The following is a 17320-nucleotide window of genomic DNA, read 5'->3' as shown; positions in this document are numbered from 1 at the left end:
CGCCGTCGAGAGGGGAAAGCGAGGTCAGTCCACGCGGGCGAACAGCGCGCCGTGGCCAGGCAGGCTCAGGCCATCGGCCGTCGCCGTGCCCTGGCTCAGTCCATGACCATCGATGGCAGTGAGCTTGCCCAGGCCGGCCAGCGGCAGCGCTGCCGCCGTCTTGGACAGGTTGAACGCGACCAGCAGCGTCTCATCGCCGTGCTTGCGGGTGAAGGCGAGCACGGGTTCGGGCGTATCGATGAACTGGATGCTGCCCCAGCGCAGCGCCGGCTGGGTCTTGCGCCATGCCATGAACTGACGGAAGCCGTTGAGGGTGGAATCGGGCGTCGCGTCCTGCAGCGTCACGGCCAGCGCGCGATGCTCGGCGGGCACCGGCAACCACGGATCGCCCACGCTGAAGCCGGCGTTGATGCCGCCGTTCCACGGCATCGGCGTGCGGCATCCATCGCGACCCTTGAAGGTCGGCCAGAAGGTGATGCCGTAAGGATCCTGCAGCGACTCAAACGGCACGTCCGCCTCGGTGAGGCCCAGTTCTTCGCCCTGATACACGCACACCGATCCGCGCAGCGAGCACACCATGGCGCTCAGCAGGTTGGCCAGCTTCGGCGAGGCATGGCCATTGCCCCAGCGACTGAGCACGCGCGACACGTCGTGATTGGAGATGGCCCAGCACGGCCAGCCTTCGAGCATCTGCGCCTCGAGGTTGCGCACCGTGCCGCGGATATAGCCCGCGCTGAAATCATCGGTGAGCAGCTCGAAGCTGTAACCCATGTGCAGGCGATTGCCGCTGGTGTATTCGGCGGTGGTGGCGAGCGAGTCTTCGGAGGAGATTTCGCCGATCGCGGCGACATCTTCGTACTGGTCCATCAAGGCACGCAGTTCTTCCAGGAACGCGATGTTCTCCGGCTGCGTGTTGTTGTAGTAGTGGTATTGGAACGCGTACGGATTGTCCGGGCTGAAGCCGCGGCCGACGCGCTTTTCCTCGGGCTTGGGCGGATTGTCACGCAGCTCGCGGTCGTGGAAGCAGAAGTTGATCGCATCCAGTCGCAGACCGTTGACGCCTTTGTCCAGCCAGTACTTCACCTCGTCGAGCACGGCGCGGCGCACGTCGGGGTTGTGGTAGTTGAGATCGGGCTGCGAGGTCAGGAAGTTGTGCAAGTAGTACTGCCCGCGGCGCGGTTCCCATTGCCAGGCGCAACCGCCGAACAGCGAGAGCCAGTTGTTGGGCGGCGTGCCGTCGGCTTTCGCATCAGCCCACACGTACCAGTCGGCCTTGGGGTTGTCGCGGTTCTCGCGGCTTTCCTTGAACCAGGCGTGCTCCATCGAGGTGTGGCTGAGCACCTGGTCGATCATCACCTTCAGGCCGAGCTTGTGCGCCTTGGCCAGCAGGCGGTCGAAATCCGCATTGCTGCCGAACAGCGGATCGACTTCGCGATAGTCCGCGATGTCGTAGCCGAAGTCGGCCATGGGCGAGCGGAAGAACGGCGAGATCCAGATCGCATCCACGCCAAGGCTCGCGACATAGTCGAGCTTGTCGACGATGCCCGGCAGGTCACCGACGCCATCGCCGTTGGTGTCCATGAAGCTGCGTGGATAGATCTGATAGGTGACGGCTCCTCGCCACCAGGGTGCTTCACTCATTCGCTTGTCCCGTTCCCGCCCAATGCCTGCGTCGCGCGCAGATCTAATCGCTCCGATTGCGAAGCGCGGGGGGCAGCTTAAAGGCAGAGTGCAAAGCGGACGCTTCGACTGCATACGTATTCAGAAAATCGGGATATTGCGATGCAGCAGGTAGCAAAAGGTTTCGTCGCGGAGCGGCGAAACTTGCGCTCGGCGAGGTGCGCTGAAGCTCCGCAAGCCGCGCCGTCATCCGTTTTCCGAGCGCAATGCGCAGTGGCGGCCAACCGTACGCAGACAACGGCCGTGAGACTCGCACCCCTTAGAATTTTGTCAAAGGTGCACAAAAAAACCGGGTCATGAATACGTATGCATAGGCCTGTTCGGGGTTTTTTGCAGCCCTACCATGGCCGCCACGCGACGGGGCCCTCCGAAGATTTCTCGGCTTGCACTGGCGCGTAGCCCGCGGCGGTCTGTGGGGATCGCTGCGGCAACTACAAAACCAAAGATGAAGTGCAAACCCGTGGGAGGGGAAGACGGTGGAACTGAAACGTAATGTGCTGGCCCTGGCGCTGGCGTCCGGTCTTTGTTTGACGGCGAATATTCATGCAGCGCCGGCGGATGCGGGCGCAAACGCGACCGGCACTGCCGCCGCCAACAGTGCGCAAGACGCAGGCCCGCAGACCAATCCGTCCACCAAGAAGGACGATCAGGGCAAGCCGACCCAGGACGAGCAGCTGGCCAAGAGCCTGTCCACCATCACGGTGACGGGTTACAACCAGGGCATGGAAAAGGCGATCGACTATCAGCGTTATGCCGATACGATCCAGAACGTCATCACCCCGGCCGACATCGGCGGTCTGCCTGACCAGTCCATTGCCGATGCACTGACCCGCCTGCCGGGCGTGTCCGCTGAGCGCATCGCTGGCCAGGCTTCGCAGATCAATATCCGCGGCCTCTCGGGCAACTTCATCCAGACCACGCTCAATGGTCGCGAGCAGCCGTCCACCAGCGGCAGCAACTACATCCAGTTCGACCAGTACCCGTCCGAGCTGATCAACATGGCCACGGTGTACAAGTCCTCGCAGGCTTCGCTGATCACCGGCGGCGTCGGCGGCACCATCGGCATGGAGACGGCCAACCCGCTCAATGCGCCGAAGGAGCAGAACCTCAACATCGACGCGCGCGGCAGCTACAACAGCCAGGCGGGCGATGTGGCAGGCGCCAATTCCACCGGCTATCGCGTGAGCGCGGCATGGCAGGGCAAGTTCCTCAATGACACCCTGGGCGTGGGCCTGGGCGTGGCGCAGATGTACCAGCCGCACGTGGCCGAGCAGTTCGTGGGCGAAGCCTCTGATGGCAACAAGGTCACGCTGCCCAGCGGTCAGCAGGCGTATCTGACCCAGGGTCTTCAGCTGCAGCAGAACGGCGGCACCGAGCGCCGCACCGGCGAAGTCGCCACCATCGTGTGGAAGGCCACCGACGAACTGCAGTTCGGCGCTGATGCGTTCTACTCCAAGTACAAGAACACCTCGTTCGGCTACGGTTTCCGTTCGCAGAACATGTACGGCAACCAGGCGCTGATCTCCAATGCCGTGCTTGGCCCCTACGGCACGATGACTGGCGGCACGATCACCAGCACCGGCGGCGGCAACTTCTCCAACGAGACCACGGCCGACAACTACTCCACCGACACCAGCGTGTTCTCCGGTGGCCTGAACATGAAGTGGAACCACGACCGCTGGCACGTCAACACCGACCTGTCGCTATCGCGCGCCACCAGCAACGAGATCAACGTGGACACCACGGCTGATCCGTACACGGGTCTTGGCACCGCCAACCCGCAGCTGATGGGACAGTCCACCACCTACCAGCTGGCTGGTCGCAGCCTCGGCACGGTGTCGTTCGCCAATCCGGGCGCGTACACCAACCTCAACGACCTGGCGCTGTCGCGTTACGGCGTGTACCCCTACATCTATCACGACAAGATGAAGGCGTTCCGCACCGACGTGAAGTACGACCTGCCCAACAGCGGCTGGTTCTCCGCGCTGGAAGCAGGTGTGTACGTCAACAATCACACCTACAACGCGGACCGCGAGGTCTACGTGTATGGCAATGAGTGGGGTGGCAGCGGCACCCTGCCGCTCACCATTCCGGCCAGCGCCGCCAAGGTCACCTGCTGGAGCGGCAAGTTCTCGGGCTACCCGTGCTTCATGCAGCTCAACGGCCCGGCGATTCTTGCCGCCCATGGCATCACGGCCAATCCGGTGAAGAACATCACCGACCAGAGCTGGTCGGAGATCCAGAGCGGCTCGGTCGACGAGAAGACCCGCGATGTCTACTTCATGGCGGACATCGATGCGCAGGACGTGTTCGGCCACGAGCTGACCGGTAACGTCGGCTTCCGTTACTCGCACCAGTCGCAGTACAGCAATGGCCTGCAGCAGGTGGGCAATGGCGCCGGTATTCCGATCACCGACGGCAACGGCAACACCAGCCTCGACTACGCGCCGCTCACCGTCGGCAAGACCTATTCCGACTGGCTGCCGTCGCTCAACCTGATCTACCACTTCACCGACGAAGATCAGATGCGCTTCGCCGCCGCCAAGGTGCTCGCGCGTCCGCCGATCAACCAGATGCTGGCCGGTTCGGGTTCGTGGGTGTCGACCGCAGGCAACCAGAACTATTACAACGTCTGGGGCGGCACCAGCCCGCTGCTCGATCCGCTGCGCGCGACGCAGTATGACCTGACGTACGAGCACTACTTCCAGGACTCCAGCGGTCTGGTCAGTGCCGGCGTGTTCTACAAGGACATCAAGTCGTTCGTCCAGGCAGTCACGTACAACAACTTCGACTTCGCCTCGGCAGGCATCCCGGTGCCGACCGATCCGACCACGGGCAAGCCGTACCTCAATGGCGAGTACCAGACGGCATTCAACGCCAAGGGTGGCGAAGTCACCGGCCTGGAAATGTCGTTCGCCAAGAACCACATCTTCCCGGGCATCTGGGAAGGTCTGGGTGTGCAGGCCAACCTCGCGCTGACCCACAGCACGGTGAGCAACCCGACCACGCTGGGCGGTCCGACCTCGTATATCGGTCTGCCGGGTCTGTCCAAGCGCGTGGCGAGTGCGGCGGTGTTCTATGACTACGGTCCGTTCTCGGCCCGACTGTCCGGCAACTACCGCTCGAAGTTCGCCTCCGACACGCAGATGTCGGTGACCAACCAGATGGTCACCTTCGCCGCTGAAACGGTGTACGACTTCCAGGCCTCGTACAACATCACCGACCAGTGGAGCGTGGTCTACCAGATGCTGAACCTCAGCAATCAGCCGACCCGTACCTACTTCGGTTCCGACCCGTCACAGACCGGCACGATCCAGTACTTCGGTCGTACCAGCTACCTCGGCGTCAACTTCAAGCTGTAAGCCACGATCGCGCCGGCCTCCTTAAGGAGTGCCGGCGCGATGCTTTCCGGTGCTGTGTGTTCTGCACGGCATCCACACACCGCGAGGCCCGGCGTAGCGGTTTCCGGTCCGATGCGATGTCTGCGTTCCGGTGTACCGTTCCGTCGATGGCCAGTCGCCTTCGAATGGAGCTCAGCATGTCCCGGAATCGCCTGTTCAGTTCTCTTGCGCTCGCCCTCTCTCTTGCGCTCGGCGCCGCGCCGATGGGCGCACGCGCAGCCGACGCAACACCGCCGCCTGCTTCCAATATCCAGCCATCGTCCGGCGTCTACTACGAGATCTTCGTGCGCGCCTGGTACGACACCAACGGCGACGGCATCGGCGATCTCAACGGCGTCACGGCCAAGCTCGATTACCTCAAATCGCTGGGCATCAGCGGTATCTGGCTGATGCCGATCAACAGCTCGCCCAGCTATCACGGCTACGACATCACCGATTACTACGGCATCAATCCGCAGTACGGCACGACGGCTGACATGGAGCATCTCGTCGCCGAAGCGCACAAGCGCGGCATCGCCGTGACCATGGACATGGTGATCAACCACACGGCCAAGGAACATCCGTGGTTTGTCGACGCGCAGAAGGCCGATGGCGCGCATCGCGACTGGTATAGCTGGACGTCCAAACAGCCGGATCTCAAGGCCATCAGCGCCACCGATACGCCGATCTGGCACGCCGGCAACGATGGCTGGTACATCGGTGTTTTCGGCGGCCATATGCCGGACCTCAACTACGACAATCCGGCCGTGCGCGCGGAGATGATCAAGGTGGGCCAGTACTGGCTGGGCAAGGGCGTGGACGGTTTCCGCCTCGATGCCGCCAAACACATCTACGTCGACTTCAAGTCGGACGTGCACAGCGCCAAGGCGCTGGACAAGAACGTGGCATGGTGGACCGAGTACCACGATGCGCTGGCCAAGACGCACCCGAACGTGACCCTGGTGGGCGAAGTCAGCGCCACCTCGCCGAAAGAACTCGCGCCCTACCTCAAGCCGCTGGGTTCGATTTTCGACTTCCCGCTGGCCGAGCAGCTGATCGTCAGCGCCAAGAGCGAGCGTGCGGGCCAGCTGGGCAATCTGCTCAAGGCCACCTACGACGCTTATAAAGTCGCTGGTGACACCCCGCATATCGACTCCACCTTCCTGTCCAACCACGACCAGGAACGCGTGATGAGCCGCCTCAACGGCAACGTCGAGCATATGCGCATGGCCGCCGCGTTGCTGCTGACCCTGCCGGGCCGGCCGTATATCTATTACGGCGAAGAGCTGGGCATGGAAGGCAAGAAGCCCGACGAGAACTTGCGCGAGCCGATGCGCTGGACGCGTGAAGCAGGCCCGGGCGAGTCTCGCTGGAAGCCTTCGAGTGTGAACCAGGGGCAGGCCGTGTCCGTGCAGGCCGAGCAGGACGATGCCAGCTCGCTGTACAACACCTATCGCACGCTGATTGGCTGGCGCGCCCAGAACGGCGCACTGCGCGACGGCGACCTGACCGTGGTCGCCACCGGCCTGCCCAACGTGGTCGCCTACTGGCGCAACGACGGCAAGCAGAAGCTGCTGGTGGTGCATAACCTTTCCGGCAAGAGCGCAGTGTGGAAACCTAAGGGGGATCTCCTGCCCAAGGACGCCGCCGTGCAACTGACCACCCAAGCCCACGCCGCACTGGACCATGGCCATCTCCAGCTCCCCGCCTACAGCACCGTCGTGGTGCGCTGATGCGGCCGCGCCTGCTTGCATTGGCGCTGCTGGGCGCCATGGCCGTCACGCCGGCGGCCATGGCCGTGCGTAACGACGCCAGCGCCGACCGGATGGAACTGAGCCTGCCCCAGGGCAAGCTGGAACTGCGCCTGCTGGCGCCGGGCATCGTGCAGTTGCGCGTGGACGGCACGCGCGAGCCGGCCACCCCGGTGATCGATCAGCAGGCCAGTTTCGATCCGGTCGAGGTGATGCGCGAGACGCAGGGCGACGAGCAGATCCTGCGTTCAGCGCAACTGACCATGCGCTGGAATTCGCGCCGCTCGCAACTTCAGGTGGAAGACCCCAAGGGGCGCTTGCTGCTCAGCGCCGATCTCTCGCACGCGATGGACGGCCGCTGGTCGCTGGCGCATACCAAGGGCGATCCGCAGTACGGCATCGGCGGCCTCAATGCCTTCGATGCGCAAACCGGCAATCTCCTGCGCAACAGCAAGCAGATCGCGACTGCAGGGAGGCAGGGCCATACCGGTGCGCCGTTCGTGTGGAGCACGGCCGGCTACGGCGTGCTCGCCGACGCGGAGCCGGCGCAGTTCGATCTGTCGGCCACCCGCATCGGCATCCAGGCCCCGCACACGGCGGTGCACACCATCTATCTGCTGGTGGGCGCGCCCGATGCGCTGTTCGCCCAGGTGCGCCAGATCAGCGGCGCGGCGCCGATGTTTCCCAAGTGGGCGATGGGTTTTACCAACAGCCAGTGGGGCATCGACCAGAAGGAAGCGCTGACCCTGGTGGACACCTACCGGGCCAAGCACATCCCCATCGACAACTTCACCTTCGACTTCGACTGGAAGGCATGGGGCGAGGACATGGGCGAATTCCGCTGGAACACCGACAAATTCCCGGATGGCCCCGACGGCAAGCTCAAGCAGCAGATGGACGAGCGCGGCATGCACATGACCGGCATCATGAAGCCGCGCGTGCATGTGGACACGGTGGAAGGGCGCGAAGCCACCGAACGCGGCTACTGGCTGGCGCAGTCGAAACTGGCCCCCGACTACTTCTCGCACAAGCCCGTGCGCGACGTGGATTTCGACAAGCCCGAAGTGCGCACGTGGTTCTTCAACGATGCGCTCAAGCATTCCTTCGAGACCGGCATCGTGGGCTGGTGGAACGACGAAGCCGACGACAGCGGCGTCGATACGCAATTTCTCAACATGCAGCGCGCCCTGTACGACGGTCAGCGCGGCATCAGCAATAAACGCGTGTGGTCCATCAACCGCAACTACTATCTGGGCGCCCAGCGCTACGCCTATGGCGTGTGGTCCGGCGATATCCAGAGCGGTTTCGCCAGCATGGCCGCGCAACGCCAGCGCATGCTCGCTGCGTTCGATGTCGGCGCGATGCACTGGGGCATGGACGGCGGCGGCTTCAAGGCGCCGATGCCGGTGCCCGAGAACTATGCCCGCTGGATCCAGTTCGGCGCGTTCACGCCGGTGTTCCGCGTGCACGCCGACTTCGGCCAGAAACGCCAGCCGTGGGTCTACGGGCCGATCGCCGAAAAGGCCGCGGCCGAGGCGATCCGCCTGCGCTACTCGCTGATTCCCTATATCTACAGCTATGAGTACCAGTCGCACGCCAACGGCGTGGGTCTGGTGCGTCCGCTGCAGTTCGTCTATCCGAACGATCCCGCCCAGCGCGATCGCATCGACGCATGGATGTTCGGCGATTACCTGCTGGTCTCGCCGGTGGTGGAGCAGGGCCAGACGGTCAAGCATCTGCAGCTGCCGCACGGACGCTGGATCAACTGGTTCGATGGCAAGGCGTACGAGGGCGATCGCGAGATCACGCTGAGCGTCGATGCCACGAACTGGAGCGATGTGCCGCTGTTCGTGCGCGAAGGCGCCATCATCCCGCAGCAGCCGGTGATGGACCATGTCGGCCAGCAGCCAGTGACATCGCTGGATGTGCAGGTGTTCCCGTCCGACAGCGAAACGGCTTTCAGCGTCTACGAAGACGACGGCGACACCTACGGCTACGAGCAGGGGGCTTACTTCCTGCAGGCGCTGTCGGTGCGTCGCGAGGGTAACGTGGTGAACTTCCATGCAGCGGCGGTCAGCGGCAAATTCAAGCCGGCGTTGCAGGATTACGTGCTGGCCATCCACGGCGCTCCGGCCGGCGCCGTGAGCAGTGATGGCAAGCCGCTGCCGGTACTCGGCAGTCTCGATGCCTTGCGCGCATCCACCAGCGAAGGCTGGGCGCATGGCCGTGATCGTTTTGGCGAGGTGACGTACGTGAAAGTGGAAGCGGGCAAGGCAAAGAACATCCAGCTGAACACGTCGGCGGTGCAGCCGTGAGTGGCGCGCCCATGCGTCGTGCGCGTCTCGCGCTGGCTTGCGCAGCATCGCTGCTTGCCGGCGTTGTCCATGCCCAGGCCATCACGCCCCACGGCGATGTGAGCTGGAAGGGCAAAACCGCCAGCATGAGCAGCGAGGCCAACGGCAGCTTCGTGCTCCATGCTCCAAACGGCGACCGCAGCATTGCCGCTCAGAAGTTGTCCGTGCATACGGCGAGCCCGCTGTTCGATGGCCTGTTCGCGATGGCGCAGGACGATCTCAGCCACGATGCGGTATCTGCCATCAAGGACGGTGCCTACGACCACGGCAAGGAAATTCCCTGCCGTTGCTACGCCACGGGCGAGAAGTGGCCGTATGTGTGGACGCGCGACGTCTCGTACTCGATTGACCTCGCACTGTGGCGCATCGATGCGGATCGAGCGCGCGAGTCGCTGCGCTTCAAGCTCTCCGATGTGCGCGAGCCCGCGGCCACGCAAGGCCTCTACGTGATGCAGGACACCGGTTCGGGCGGCAGCTGGCCGATCAGCACCGATCGCGTGGTGTGGTTCCTCGGTGCCAGGCATCTGCTGGGCCAAAAGGCGTTCGCCGAGGACACCTGGCGTGCGCTGAAGGACACGCTGGCGCAGGATCGTCTCTACGTCTTCGACAGCAAGCTGGGCCTTTATCGCGGCGAAACCTCCTTCCTCGACTGGCGCGAACAGACCTATCCCGCGTGGACCGAGAAAGACGTGCGCTATATCGGCGAATCGTTCGCGCTGTCCACCAACGTGTTGCACTACCAGGCCCTGCAACTCGCGGCGCAGCTGGCGGATCAGCAGCACGATGCTTCGGCCAAGGACTTTCGCGTGCAGGCGGCTGCACTGAAGCAGGCGATCAACGCGCACTTCTGGCGCACCGACCGCGGCATGTACATGAGCTACCTCGGTCCCGAAGCCATGCCGGTCGACAGTTACGACCTGCTCGGCATTTCGCTGGCGGTGACCAGCGGCGTGGCCGATACCCCCAGGGCGAAGCAGTCGCTGGACAACTATCCCGCCTGGCAGGCGGGCAGCCCGGTGATCTGGCCGGAGCGCAAGGATCAGCCGGTCTATCACAACCGCGCGATCTGGCCGTTCGTGAGTGCCTACGCGCTGCGCGCCGCGCGCACGGTGAACGACTCGACGCGCATTGCGCACGAGATGGATTCGATCCTGCGCGGCGCCGCGCTCGCCTCGTCCAATATGGAGAACTACGAGCTGGTCTCCCAGGCCGTGCATGTCGACGAGGGCAAGCTCAGTGGTCCGGTGGTCAATTCGCCGCGTCAGCTGTGGTCGGTGGCGGGTTATCTCGACATGGTGATCAGCGGTGTGTTCGGTCTCGACGATGGCGGGCACATTGAACCGAAGTTGCCTGCGTCGTGGGTAGCGCCGCTGTTTGGCGACAAGCAGAAAATCACGCTGGATCTGGCCGGCCAGCGCATCACCCTGGTGCGTCCGGCCAAGCTCGACGGTGATCTGCTGGTGACCCAGTCGCAGCATCGCGAGGGCGACGAGACCATCGTGCAGCTGAAGGCGATTCATTCCGGCGCAAAGCCGCTGCGCACCGATGCGCCGCTGTTCGCTGCGGAGATGCCCGATGCGCCCGCGGTTACCGAAAACGGCAATCGCTGGCAGGTCGGTTTCCAGGGCAAGGGCATGTTGTATCTGGACGGCCATCGCGTGGGCCCGATCGACGGCAGCCTCACGCTGCCCAAGGGCAACACGCGCCAGTGCTTCCAGCTCACGCGCGTCGGAGACGACGGTCTGGAATCCTTGCCGAGCATGGCCACCTGCAAGGGCGAGGAAACGCGCCTTGCAGGGCCAGGACCGTGGGAGTGGAAGGCGCCGAAGGATGGCTCGTTCAGCGTGTCATTCGACTATGTAAACGACCACGGGCCGATCAACACCGGCGTCACCGCCGCGGTGAAGTTGCTGGACGTGTCGTGCGATGGTGCAGCGCCACAGCGCGTACCGGTGGTGATGCCGCATAGTGTGGGCACGCAGCGCTCCGCCACGGCCACCTTCTTGACGCGGGCGGGTGCGATTTGCCGCTACCGACTGGACCAGGGATTCAACATGAGTGACTTGCGCCACAACGCGCACTACACCGGCGAGCAGGGCGGGGCGAGCGGCCCGGTCAACGATACCAAGGTCGAGGCCATGCTGGTGTCGCCGTCGCCGGTCACGGCCAAGCCATGACGCGCAAGCCCGAGCTGTCGTTCTGGCAGATCTGGAACATGTGCTTCGGTTTCCTGGGCATCCAGTTTGGATTCGCCCTGCAGAACGCGAACGTCAGCCGCATCTTCCAGACCCTGGGCGCGGACGTCGGCGATATCCCGGCGCTGTGGATCGCCGCGCCGTTCTCGGGTCTGCTGGTGCAGCCGATCATCGGTTACTTGTCCGATCGTACGTGGACAAAGTTGGGCCGTCGTCGTCCGTATTTCCTGATCGGTGCGGTGCTCACCACGCTGGCGCTGCTGTGCATGCCCAACTCGCCGGTGCTGTGGGTGGCGGCAGGGCTGCTGTGGATCATGGATGCCTCGATCAATATTTCGATGGAGCCGTTCCGCGCCTTCGTAGGCGACCAGCTGCCGCCGCGCCAACGCCCCGTGGGCTATGCGATGCAGAGCTTCTTCATCGGCGTGGGCTCGGTGGTGGCCTCGCTGCTGCCCTGGCTGCTGGCCAAGCTCGGCGTGAGCAATGTGGCGGGCGAGGGCGCCATTCCCGATACGGTGAAATACGCGTTCTATCTCGGCGGCGTGGTGCTGCTGGGCTCGGTGCTGTGGACGGTGCTCACCACGCGCGAATATCCGCCGGGTGAGCTGGAAGCTTTCACCGATGGTCAGGTCGAGACCACCGTGACGAACGCGTCGGGAGCGTGGCGCTTCGGCGTGCTGCTGATCATCGCGGGCGCCGCGCTGCTGGTGGCGATCCGCCACTACGCGCTGGAGAAAGAGCTGTATCTGCTGGCGGGCGGCCTGGTGCTGTTCGGCGCACTGTTTTCATGGCTGTCCATCACACGCAGCAGCGGCATGCTGAAGCAGGTGATGGGCGATCTCTACGGCATGCCCGAATCCATGCGCCGGCTTGCCGTCGTGCAGTTTTTCTCCTGGTTTGCTTTGTTCGCCTTGTGGATCTACACCACGGCTGCGGTGACTTCAGTGCATTACGGCACCACCGATGTCCATTCGGCCGCTTATAACGAAGGTGCCAACTGGGTGGGCGTGCTGTTTGCCGCGTACAACGCCTTCGCGGCGGTGGCGGCTGCCGCCATTCCGTGGATGGTGCGTCGCTGGGGCCTGCGCATCAGTCATCTGCTCAATTGCGCGCTGGGCGGTGCGGGCCTGCTGTCGATCCTGGTGATCCGCGATCCGCAGTGGCTGTTGCTGTCGATGGTGGGCGTGGGTTTTGCGTGGGCCTCGATCCTGTCGCTGCCGTACGCGCTGCTGTCGGACAACCTGCCGGCGTCGAAGATGGGCGTCTATATGGGCATCTTCAATTTCTTCATCGTGATTCCGCAGCTGATGGCGGCCAGTGTGTTGGGCCTGTTGCTGAGGCTGTTCTTCCATGGCCAGGCGATCTGGGCGCTGGCGATGGGCGGGGCGAGCCTGCTGATCGCGGGGCTGTGCACGTTGCGGGTCGCAGAACCGTCGACGCGGTTGGACCCGGTAGTAGCGCATTAATCTCAAAATGTAGGAGCGCACTTGTGCGCGACCGCGGACTACCAGACGTCATCGCCATCGGGTTGTCGCGCACAAGTGCGCTCCTACAGTGGGATTTCTTCAGCGTTTGACGCTGGATTTCCGCACGATCAACTTCGCCGGCAACATCCCGCTTTGTGCCGGCTCGCCGCGAATCAGCGCGAGCAAATTGTCGACCAGGATCTCGCCTGCGAGCTTGGTGTCCTGCAATACCGTCGTGAGCGGCGGACTGACGAAGCTCGCCATCGGGATATCGTCAAAACCCGCCAGCGCCACATCGTCCGGCACGCGCAGACCGTGGTCGGCGAGCGCACGCATCGCGCCAAAAGCGATCAGGTCGCTGGCGGCGAACACCGCATCGAAGCTCACACCCCGCGACAGCAGCGTTTCCAGCGCGTCGTAGCCGGACCGCTCAGTGCTTTCCGCATTGACTTGCAGCAAGGGCTCAACGTGCAGCCCGGCGTCGCTCAGGGCGCGTGCATAGCCGCGATAGCGATCGAAGAATTCAGGATAGTGGCTGGAGGCGTCGCCCAGGAAGGCGATGCGGCGGCAGCCTTGTTCGAGCAGGTGCGCAGTGACCTCGCGGCCGCCGCTGAGGTTGTCGCAGCCCACGGATACATCCGGCTGATCGGGCAGCACCGCGCCCCAGCGCACGCAGCGGGTGCCCTGGTCCACCAGCTTCTGCAGCTTGTCGCGCGTGGCCAGGTAATCGCCGTAGCCGAGCAGGATGATGCCGTCGGCCTTCATGCTGTCCGCGTAGTCGGCGTGCCAGTCGCGCGAGAACTGCTGGAACGAGATCAGCAGGTCGTAGCCGCGCTGCGCGCTGGCGCGGGTGATCGAGCCGAGCATCGAAAGAAAGAACGGATTGATATGGGACTCGTCCGCGGTCGGGTCCTCGAACAGCAGCAGGGCCAGCGTGCCGGTGTGCTTGGCGCGCAGGCCCGAGGCGTTCTTGTCGACCTTGTAGTTCAGCTCATCGACCGCGGCCTGGATGCGCCGGCGCGTCTCCTCGTTGACCAGCGGACTGCCGCGCAAGGCGCGCGACACCGTGGACTGGGAGACCCCGGCCAGGTGGGCGATATCGAATGAGGTGACTTTTCCCTTGATCTGCACGCAGCGGTGACTCTTGAGTCAGTGCGCAGATCCTAGCGGCTTGTGTGCTCGCTGTCCTTTCATGCGTCTGGGCTGGATGCCAGGCAGGAAAAAGCCCCGAGGATTAGGGGGGAATCCTCGGGGCCGGGGTGGAAAGCGAAACCCAGGGGAGAGGTTCGCTTTACCGTTTGGGCTCGTCCAGGGAGGTGGCGAGCCCGCGGATGCCGTTGCGTGCATCCGAGATATAAGAACGCGCCAGACGGCGAAAGTTGCACTGCCGCATCCGATTTTGGTTAGCAGGCGTTCATTTGACGAAAATCGAACATTTCGCTGCGCAGCCCCGCGCCGAAACTGTGGGAGCGCACCCTGTGCGCGACAGCGGCGCTGAGGGCCACCTCTCCGATGGGTCGTCGCGCACAGGGTGCGCTCCCACAGGTGGAGGAAGAGGGTGCTGGAGCCCCCCATCTCACCCTCAGTGCGCCTCATCCCAATTCTTGCCCACCCCAGCCTCCACCAGCAGCGGCACGGACAGCTCCGCGGCCGCCGACATGCGTGAGACAACCCCGGCACGCACCTCCTCGACCACATCCTGACGCACCTCGAAGACCAGTTCATCGTGCACCTGCATCAGCATGTGCGCGTCGTCGCGGGGTTGCAGCCAGTCGTGCACGGCGAGCATGGCGCGCTTGATGATGTCCGCCGCGGTGCCCTGCATCGGCGCATTCACCGCGGCGCGTTCGGCCCCGGCGCGCAGTGCCTGGTTGCGCGACTGCAGGTTTTCCAGATACAGGCGGCGGCCGAACAGCGTCTCCACATAGCCGTCGCGATGCGCCTGCTGGCGCGTCGCTTCCATGAAGGCATGCACGCCCGGATAGCGCGCGAAGTAGCGCGCCATATAGTCGCTGGCTTCGCCGCGATCCACGCCGAGCTGGCGTGCAAGACCAAACGCACTCATGCCGTACATCAGGCCAAAGTTGATCGCCTTGGCCGCGCGGCGCTGGTTGGCGCTCACTTCTTCAGGCGCCAGCCCGAACACTTCGGCGGCGGTGGCGCGATGCACGTCGCCGCCTTCCTTGAATGCCTTGACCAGCCCTTCATCGCCGGACAGGTGCGCCATGATGCGCAGCTCGATCTGCGAATAGTCGGCAGCCAGCACCACCCAACCCGGTGGCGCCACGAAGGCCTGGCGGATGCGGCGGCCCTCTTCGGTGCGGATGGGAATGTTCTGCAGGTTGGGATCGGACGAGGACACGCGCCCCGTGGCCACCGAACCCTGGTGATAACTGGTGTGCACGCGCCCGGTGCGCGGATTGACCATCTCCGCCAGCTTGTCCGTATAGGTCGAACGCAGCTTGGCCAGCCCGCGATAGTCGAGGATCAGGCGCGGCAGCGCGTGATCGTCCGCGATGGCGGCCAGCGCTTCCTCGTTGGTGGACGGCTGGCCAGTCGGCGTCTTCACCTTCGCCGACAGCCCGAGCTCATCGAACAGCACGGCCTGCAACTGCTTGGGCGAATCAAGGTTGAACTCGTGCCCCGCGCCTTTCCACGCTTCCTGCTGCAGTTCCAGCATGCGCTTGCCGAGCTGCTGGCTCTGCATGCGAAGCTCGCTGACGTCGATCAGCACGCCGCGCTGTTCCATCGAGGCGAGCACGGGAATCAGCGGTATCTCGATGTTTTCGTAGACCGAGCGCAGCGACGGCTCGCTCTCCAGCTTCGGCCACAGCGCGTGGTGCAGGCGCAGCGTGATGTCGGCATCTTCGGCGGCGTAGCGGCAGGCGGTGTCCAGATCCACCTGCGAGAACGAAATCTGCTTGGCGCCCTTGCCTGCAACCTGCTCGTACTTGATCGTTTCCACGCCCAGGTATTTGCGCGCCAGCGAATCCATGTCGTGGCGCGTGGCCGTGGCATTCCAGATATACGACTCCAGCATGGAATCGTGCTTGAGGCCGCGCAGATGGATGCCGTAGTTGGACAGGATATTGATGTCGTACTTGGCGTGCTGTCCCATCTTGGGACGGGTCGCGTCCTCGAAGAACGGCTTGAGCGTGGCGAGCACCTGCTCGCGCGACAGCTGCGCGGGCGCGCCGGGATAGTCGTGCGCCAGCGGCACATAACAGGCATGGCCCGGTTCCACCGACAGGCTCAGGCCCACGATGTCGGCCTGCATCGAATCGATCGAGGTGGTTTCGGTATCGAACGACACCAGCGGCGCCGTGGCGATCTTTGCCAGCCAGCTTTCGAACTGCGCCTGCGTGGTGACCAGTTCGTATTGGCCGGCCATCGCAAGATTCGCCGCGTGCTCAGGCTCTTGTGGGAGCGCACCCTGTGCGCGACTGGCCGTGTCGGTAGCGTCGGCTAAGACCGCTGCGCCCGCGTCGCGCACAGGGTGCGCTCCCACAGGTGTGGTTGTTGCGCCGGCTTCGGCATCCATTTCCTTAAGCGCCGCCTTGAAGTCGTAGCGCGTGTACAACTCGCGCAATGCCTCGCTATGCCGTTCGCGGAACGTCAGCTGCGATACCGACTCATCCAGCGGCACATCGAGCTTGATCGTCACCAGGTCGCGCGACAGCGGCAGCTGCGGCAGCGCGGCGCGCAGGCTCTCGCCAATCTTGCCGCCGATCTTGTCGGCGTTGGCAATCAGGTTATCCAGCGTGCCGTATTCGGCCAGCCATTTCGCCGCGGTCTTGGGGCCGCACTTGGGCACGCCCGGCACGTTGTCCACGGTGTCGCCGGTGAGCGAAAGAAAATCCACGATTTGCGAGGGCTCGACGCCGAACTTGTCCATTACGCCCGCGCTGTCGGTGGTGGTGTTGGTCATGGTGTTGACCAGGGTGACGCCAGGGCGCACCAGCTGCGCGAGATCCTTGTCGCCGGTGGAAATCTCCACCTCGATACCTTGCGCGTGCGCCTGCTCGGTGAGCGTGCCGATCACGTCGTCGGCTTCTACCCCGGCCACGCGCAGGATGGGAAAGCCGAGCGCGCCGACGATGGCGAGCATGGGGTCCACCTGGGCGCGCAAATCGTCCGGCATGGGCGGGCGATTGGCCTTGTACTGGTCGTAGAGCTGGTTGCGGAAGGTGGGCCCCGGCGCATCGCTGACAAAGGCCACGTAATCGGGCTTGGCCTTGAGCGTGGCGCGCAGCATGTTCACCACGCCAAACAGCGCGCCGGTGGGCTCGCCCTGCGAATTGGTGAGCGGTGGGAGCGCATGGAAGGCGCGGTAGAGGTAGGAGGAACCGTCGATCAGGATGAGCTTGGCCATGCCGCAATTGTCGCACGCGTGCACCGGGCTGCACGGCTGTGGGTTGAGGCGCGGCGCAACGCCGTCCCGGTCCCTCCGCGACGCTCCGGGGACGCTTCACGAGCCGTGCGGTTCGGCGCTGA

General features: G+C 64.2%; 8 protein-coding genes. 5 read left to right on the top strand and 3 right to left on the bottom strand.

Going from position 1 to position 17320, the window contains the following annotated elements:
* Positions 1-24 precede the first annotated feature (24 nt).
* Positions 25-1641: an alpha-glucosidase family protein gene (locus AB4Y82_RS16515; protein WP_441604846.1), complete on the bottom strand. Its 1617-nt coding sequence runs from the start codon at positions 1639-1641 to the stop codon at positions 25-27.
* A 515-nt stretch (positions 1642-2156) separates the two neighbouring features.
* Here AB4Y82_RS16515 and AB4Y82_RS16510 point away from each other — a divergent pair.
* From AB4Y82_RS16510 to AB4Y82_RS16490, 5 genes are all read left to right on the top strand, one after another.
* Positions 2157-5042, top strand: coding sequence for a TonB-dependent receptor (locus AB4Y82_RS16510; RefSeq protein WP_441604845.1), 2886 nt, complete (start codon positions 2157-2159; stop codon positions 5040-5042).
* A 176-nt stretch (positions 5043-5218) separates the two neighbouring features.
* Positions 5219-6793 (top strand): alpha-amylase family glycosyl hydrolase, encoded by a 1575-nt coding sequence (locus AB4Y82_RS16505; protein ID WP_441604844.1) that lies wholly within the window; start codon positions 5219-5221, stop codon positions 6791-6793.
* Entirely contained in the window at positions 6793-9126 is a 2334-nt protein-coding gene (locus AB4Y82_RS16500) for a TIM-barrel domain-containing protein (RefSeq protein ID WP_441604843.1), read from the top strand. Before AB4Y82_RS16505 ends, AB4Y82_RS16500 begins: the two co-directional genes overlap by 1 nt.
* Before the next feature lie 11 nt (positions 9127-9137).
* Positions 9138-11342 (top strand): alpha-L-rhamnosidase-related protein, encoded by a 2205-nt coding sequence (locus tag AB4Y82_RS16495; RefSeq protein WP_441604842.1) that lies wholly within the window; start codon positions 9138-9140, stop codon positions 11340-11342.
* Complete coding sequence (locus AB4Y82_RS16490; protein ID WP_441604841.1) at positions 11339-12826, top strand: MFS transporter; 1488 nt, start codon at positions 11339-11341, stop codon at positions 12824-12826. Before AB4Y82_RS16495 ends, AB4Y82_RS16490 begins: the two co-directional genes overlap by 4 nt.
* Positions 12827-12925: 99 nt before the next feature.
* On the opposite strand, the gene AB4Y82_RS16485 is transcribed toward AB4Y82_RS16490, so the two are convergent.
* Together AB4Y82_RS16485 and polA are read right to left on the bottom strand one after the other, a co-directional pair.
* Positions 12926-13951, bottom strand: a complete 1026-nt coding sequence (locus AB4Y82_RS16485; protein WP_441604859.1) for a LacI family DNA-binding transcriptional regulator — start codon at positions 13949-13951, stop codon at positions 12926-12928.
* Positions 13952-14408: 457 nt separating this feature from the next.
* On the bottom strand, positions 14409-17198 hold the full coding sequence (polA, locus tag AB4Y82_RS16480; RefSeq protein ID WP_441611485.1) for a DNA polymerase I: 2790 nt from the start codon (positions 17196-17198) through the stop codon (positions 14409-14411).
* Positions 17199-17320: the final 122 nt, after the last annotated feature.

Origin of the sequence: Dyella sp. 2YAF14, assembly GCF_052114725.1 — a bacterium.
Taxonomy (GTDB): domain Bacteria; phylum Pseudomonadota; class Gammaproteobacteria; order Xanthomonadales; family Rhodanobacteraceae; genus Dyella.
Note: the sequence above shows the minus strand (reverse complement) of the source record. Positions and strands in the feature narration are given on the sequence as shown.

What these genes read in the sequence shown, in the direction of transcription:
- AB4Y82_RS16515 (WP_441604846.1), bottom strand. Translation starts at nt 1,641, where the DNA reads ATGAGTGAAGCACCCTGGTGGCGAGGAGCCGTCACCTATCAGATCTAT.
- AB4Y82_RS16500 (WP_441604843.1), top strand. Translation starts at nt 6,793, where the DNA reads ATGCGGCCGCGCCTGCTTGCATTGGCGCTGCTGGGCGCCATGGCCGTC.
- AB4Y82_RS16505 (WP_441604844.1), top strand. Translation starts at nt 5,219, where the DNA reads ATGTCCCGGAATCGCCTGTTCAGTTCTCTTGCGCTCGCCCTCTCTCTT.
- AB4Y82_RS16495 (WP_441604842.1), top strand. Translation starts at nt 9,138, where the DNA reads ATGCGTCGTGCGCGTCTCGCGCTGGCTTGCGCAGCATCGCTGCTTGCC.
- AB4Y82_RS16490 (WP_441604841.1), top strand. Translation starts at nt 11,339, where the DNA reads ATGACGCGCAAGCCCGAGCTGTCGTTCTGGCAGATCTGGAACATGTGC.
- polA (WP_441611485.1), bottom strand. Translation starts at nt 17,198, where the DNA reads ATGGCCAAGCTCATCCTGATCGACGGTTCCTCCTACCTCTACCGCGCC.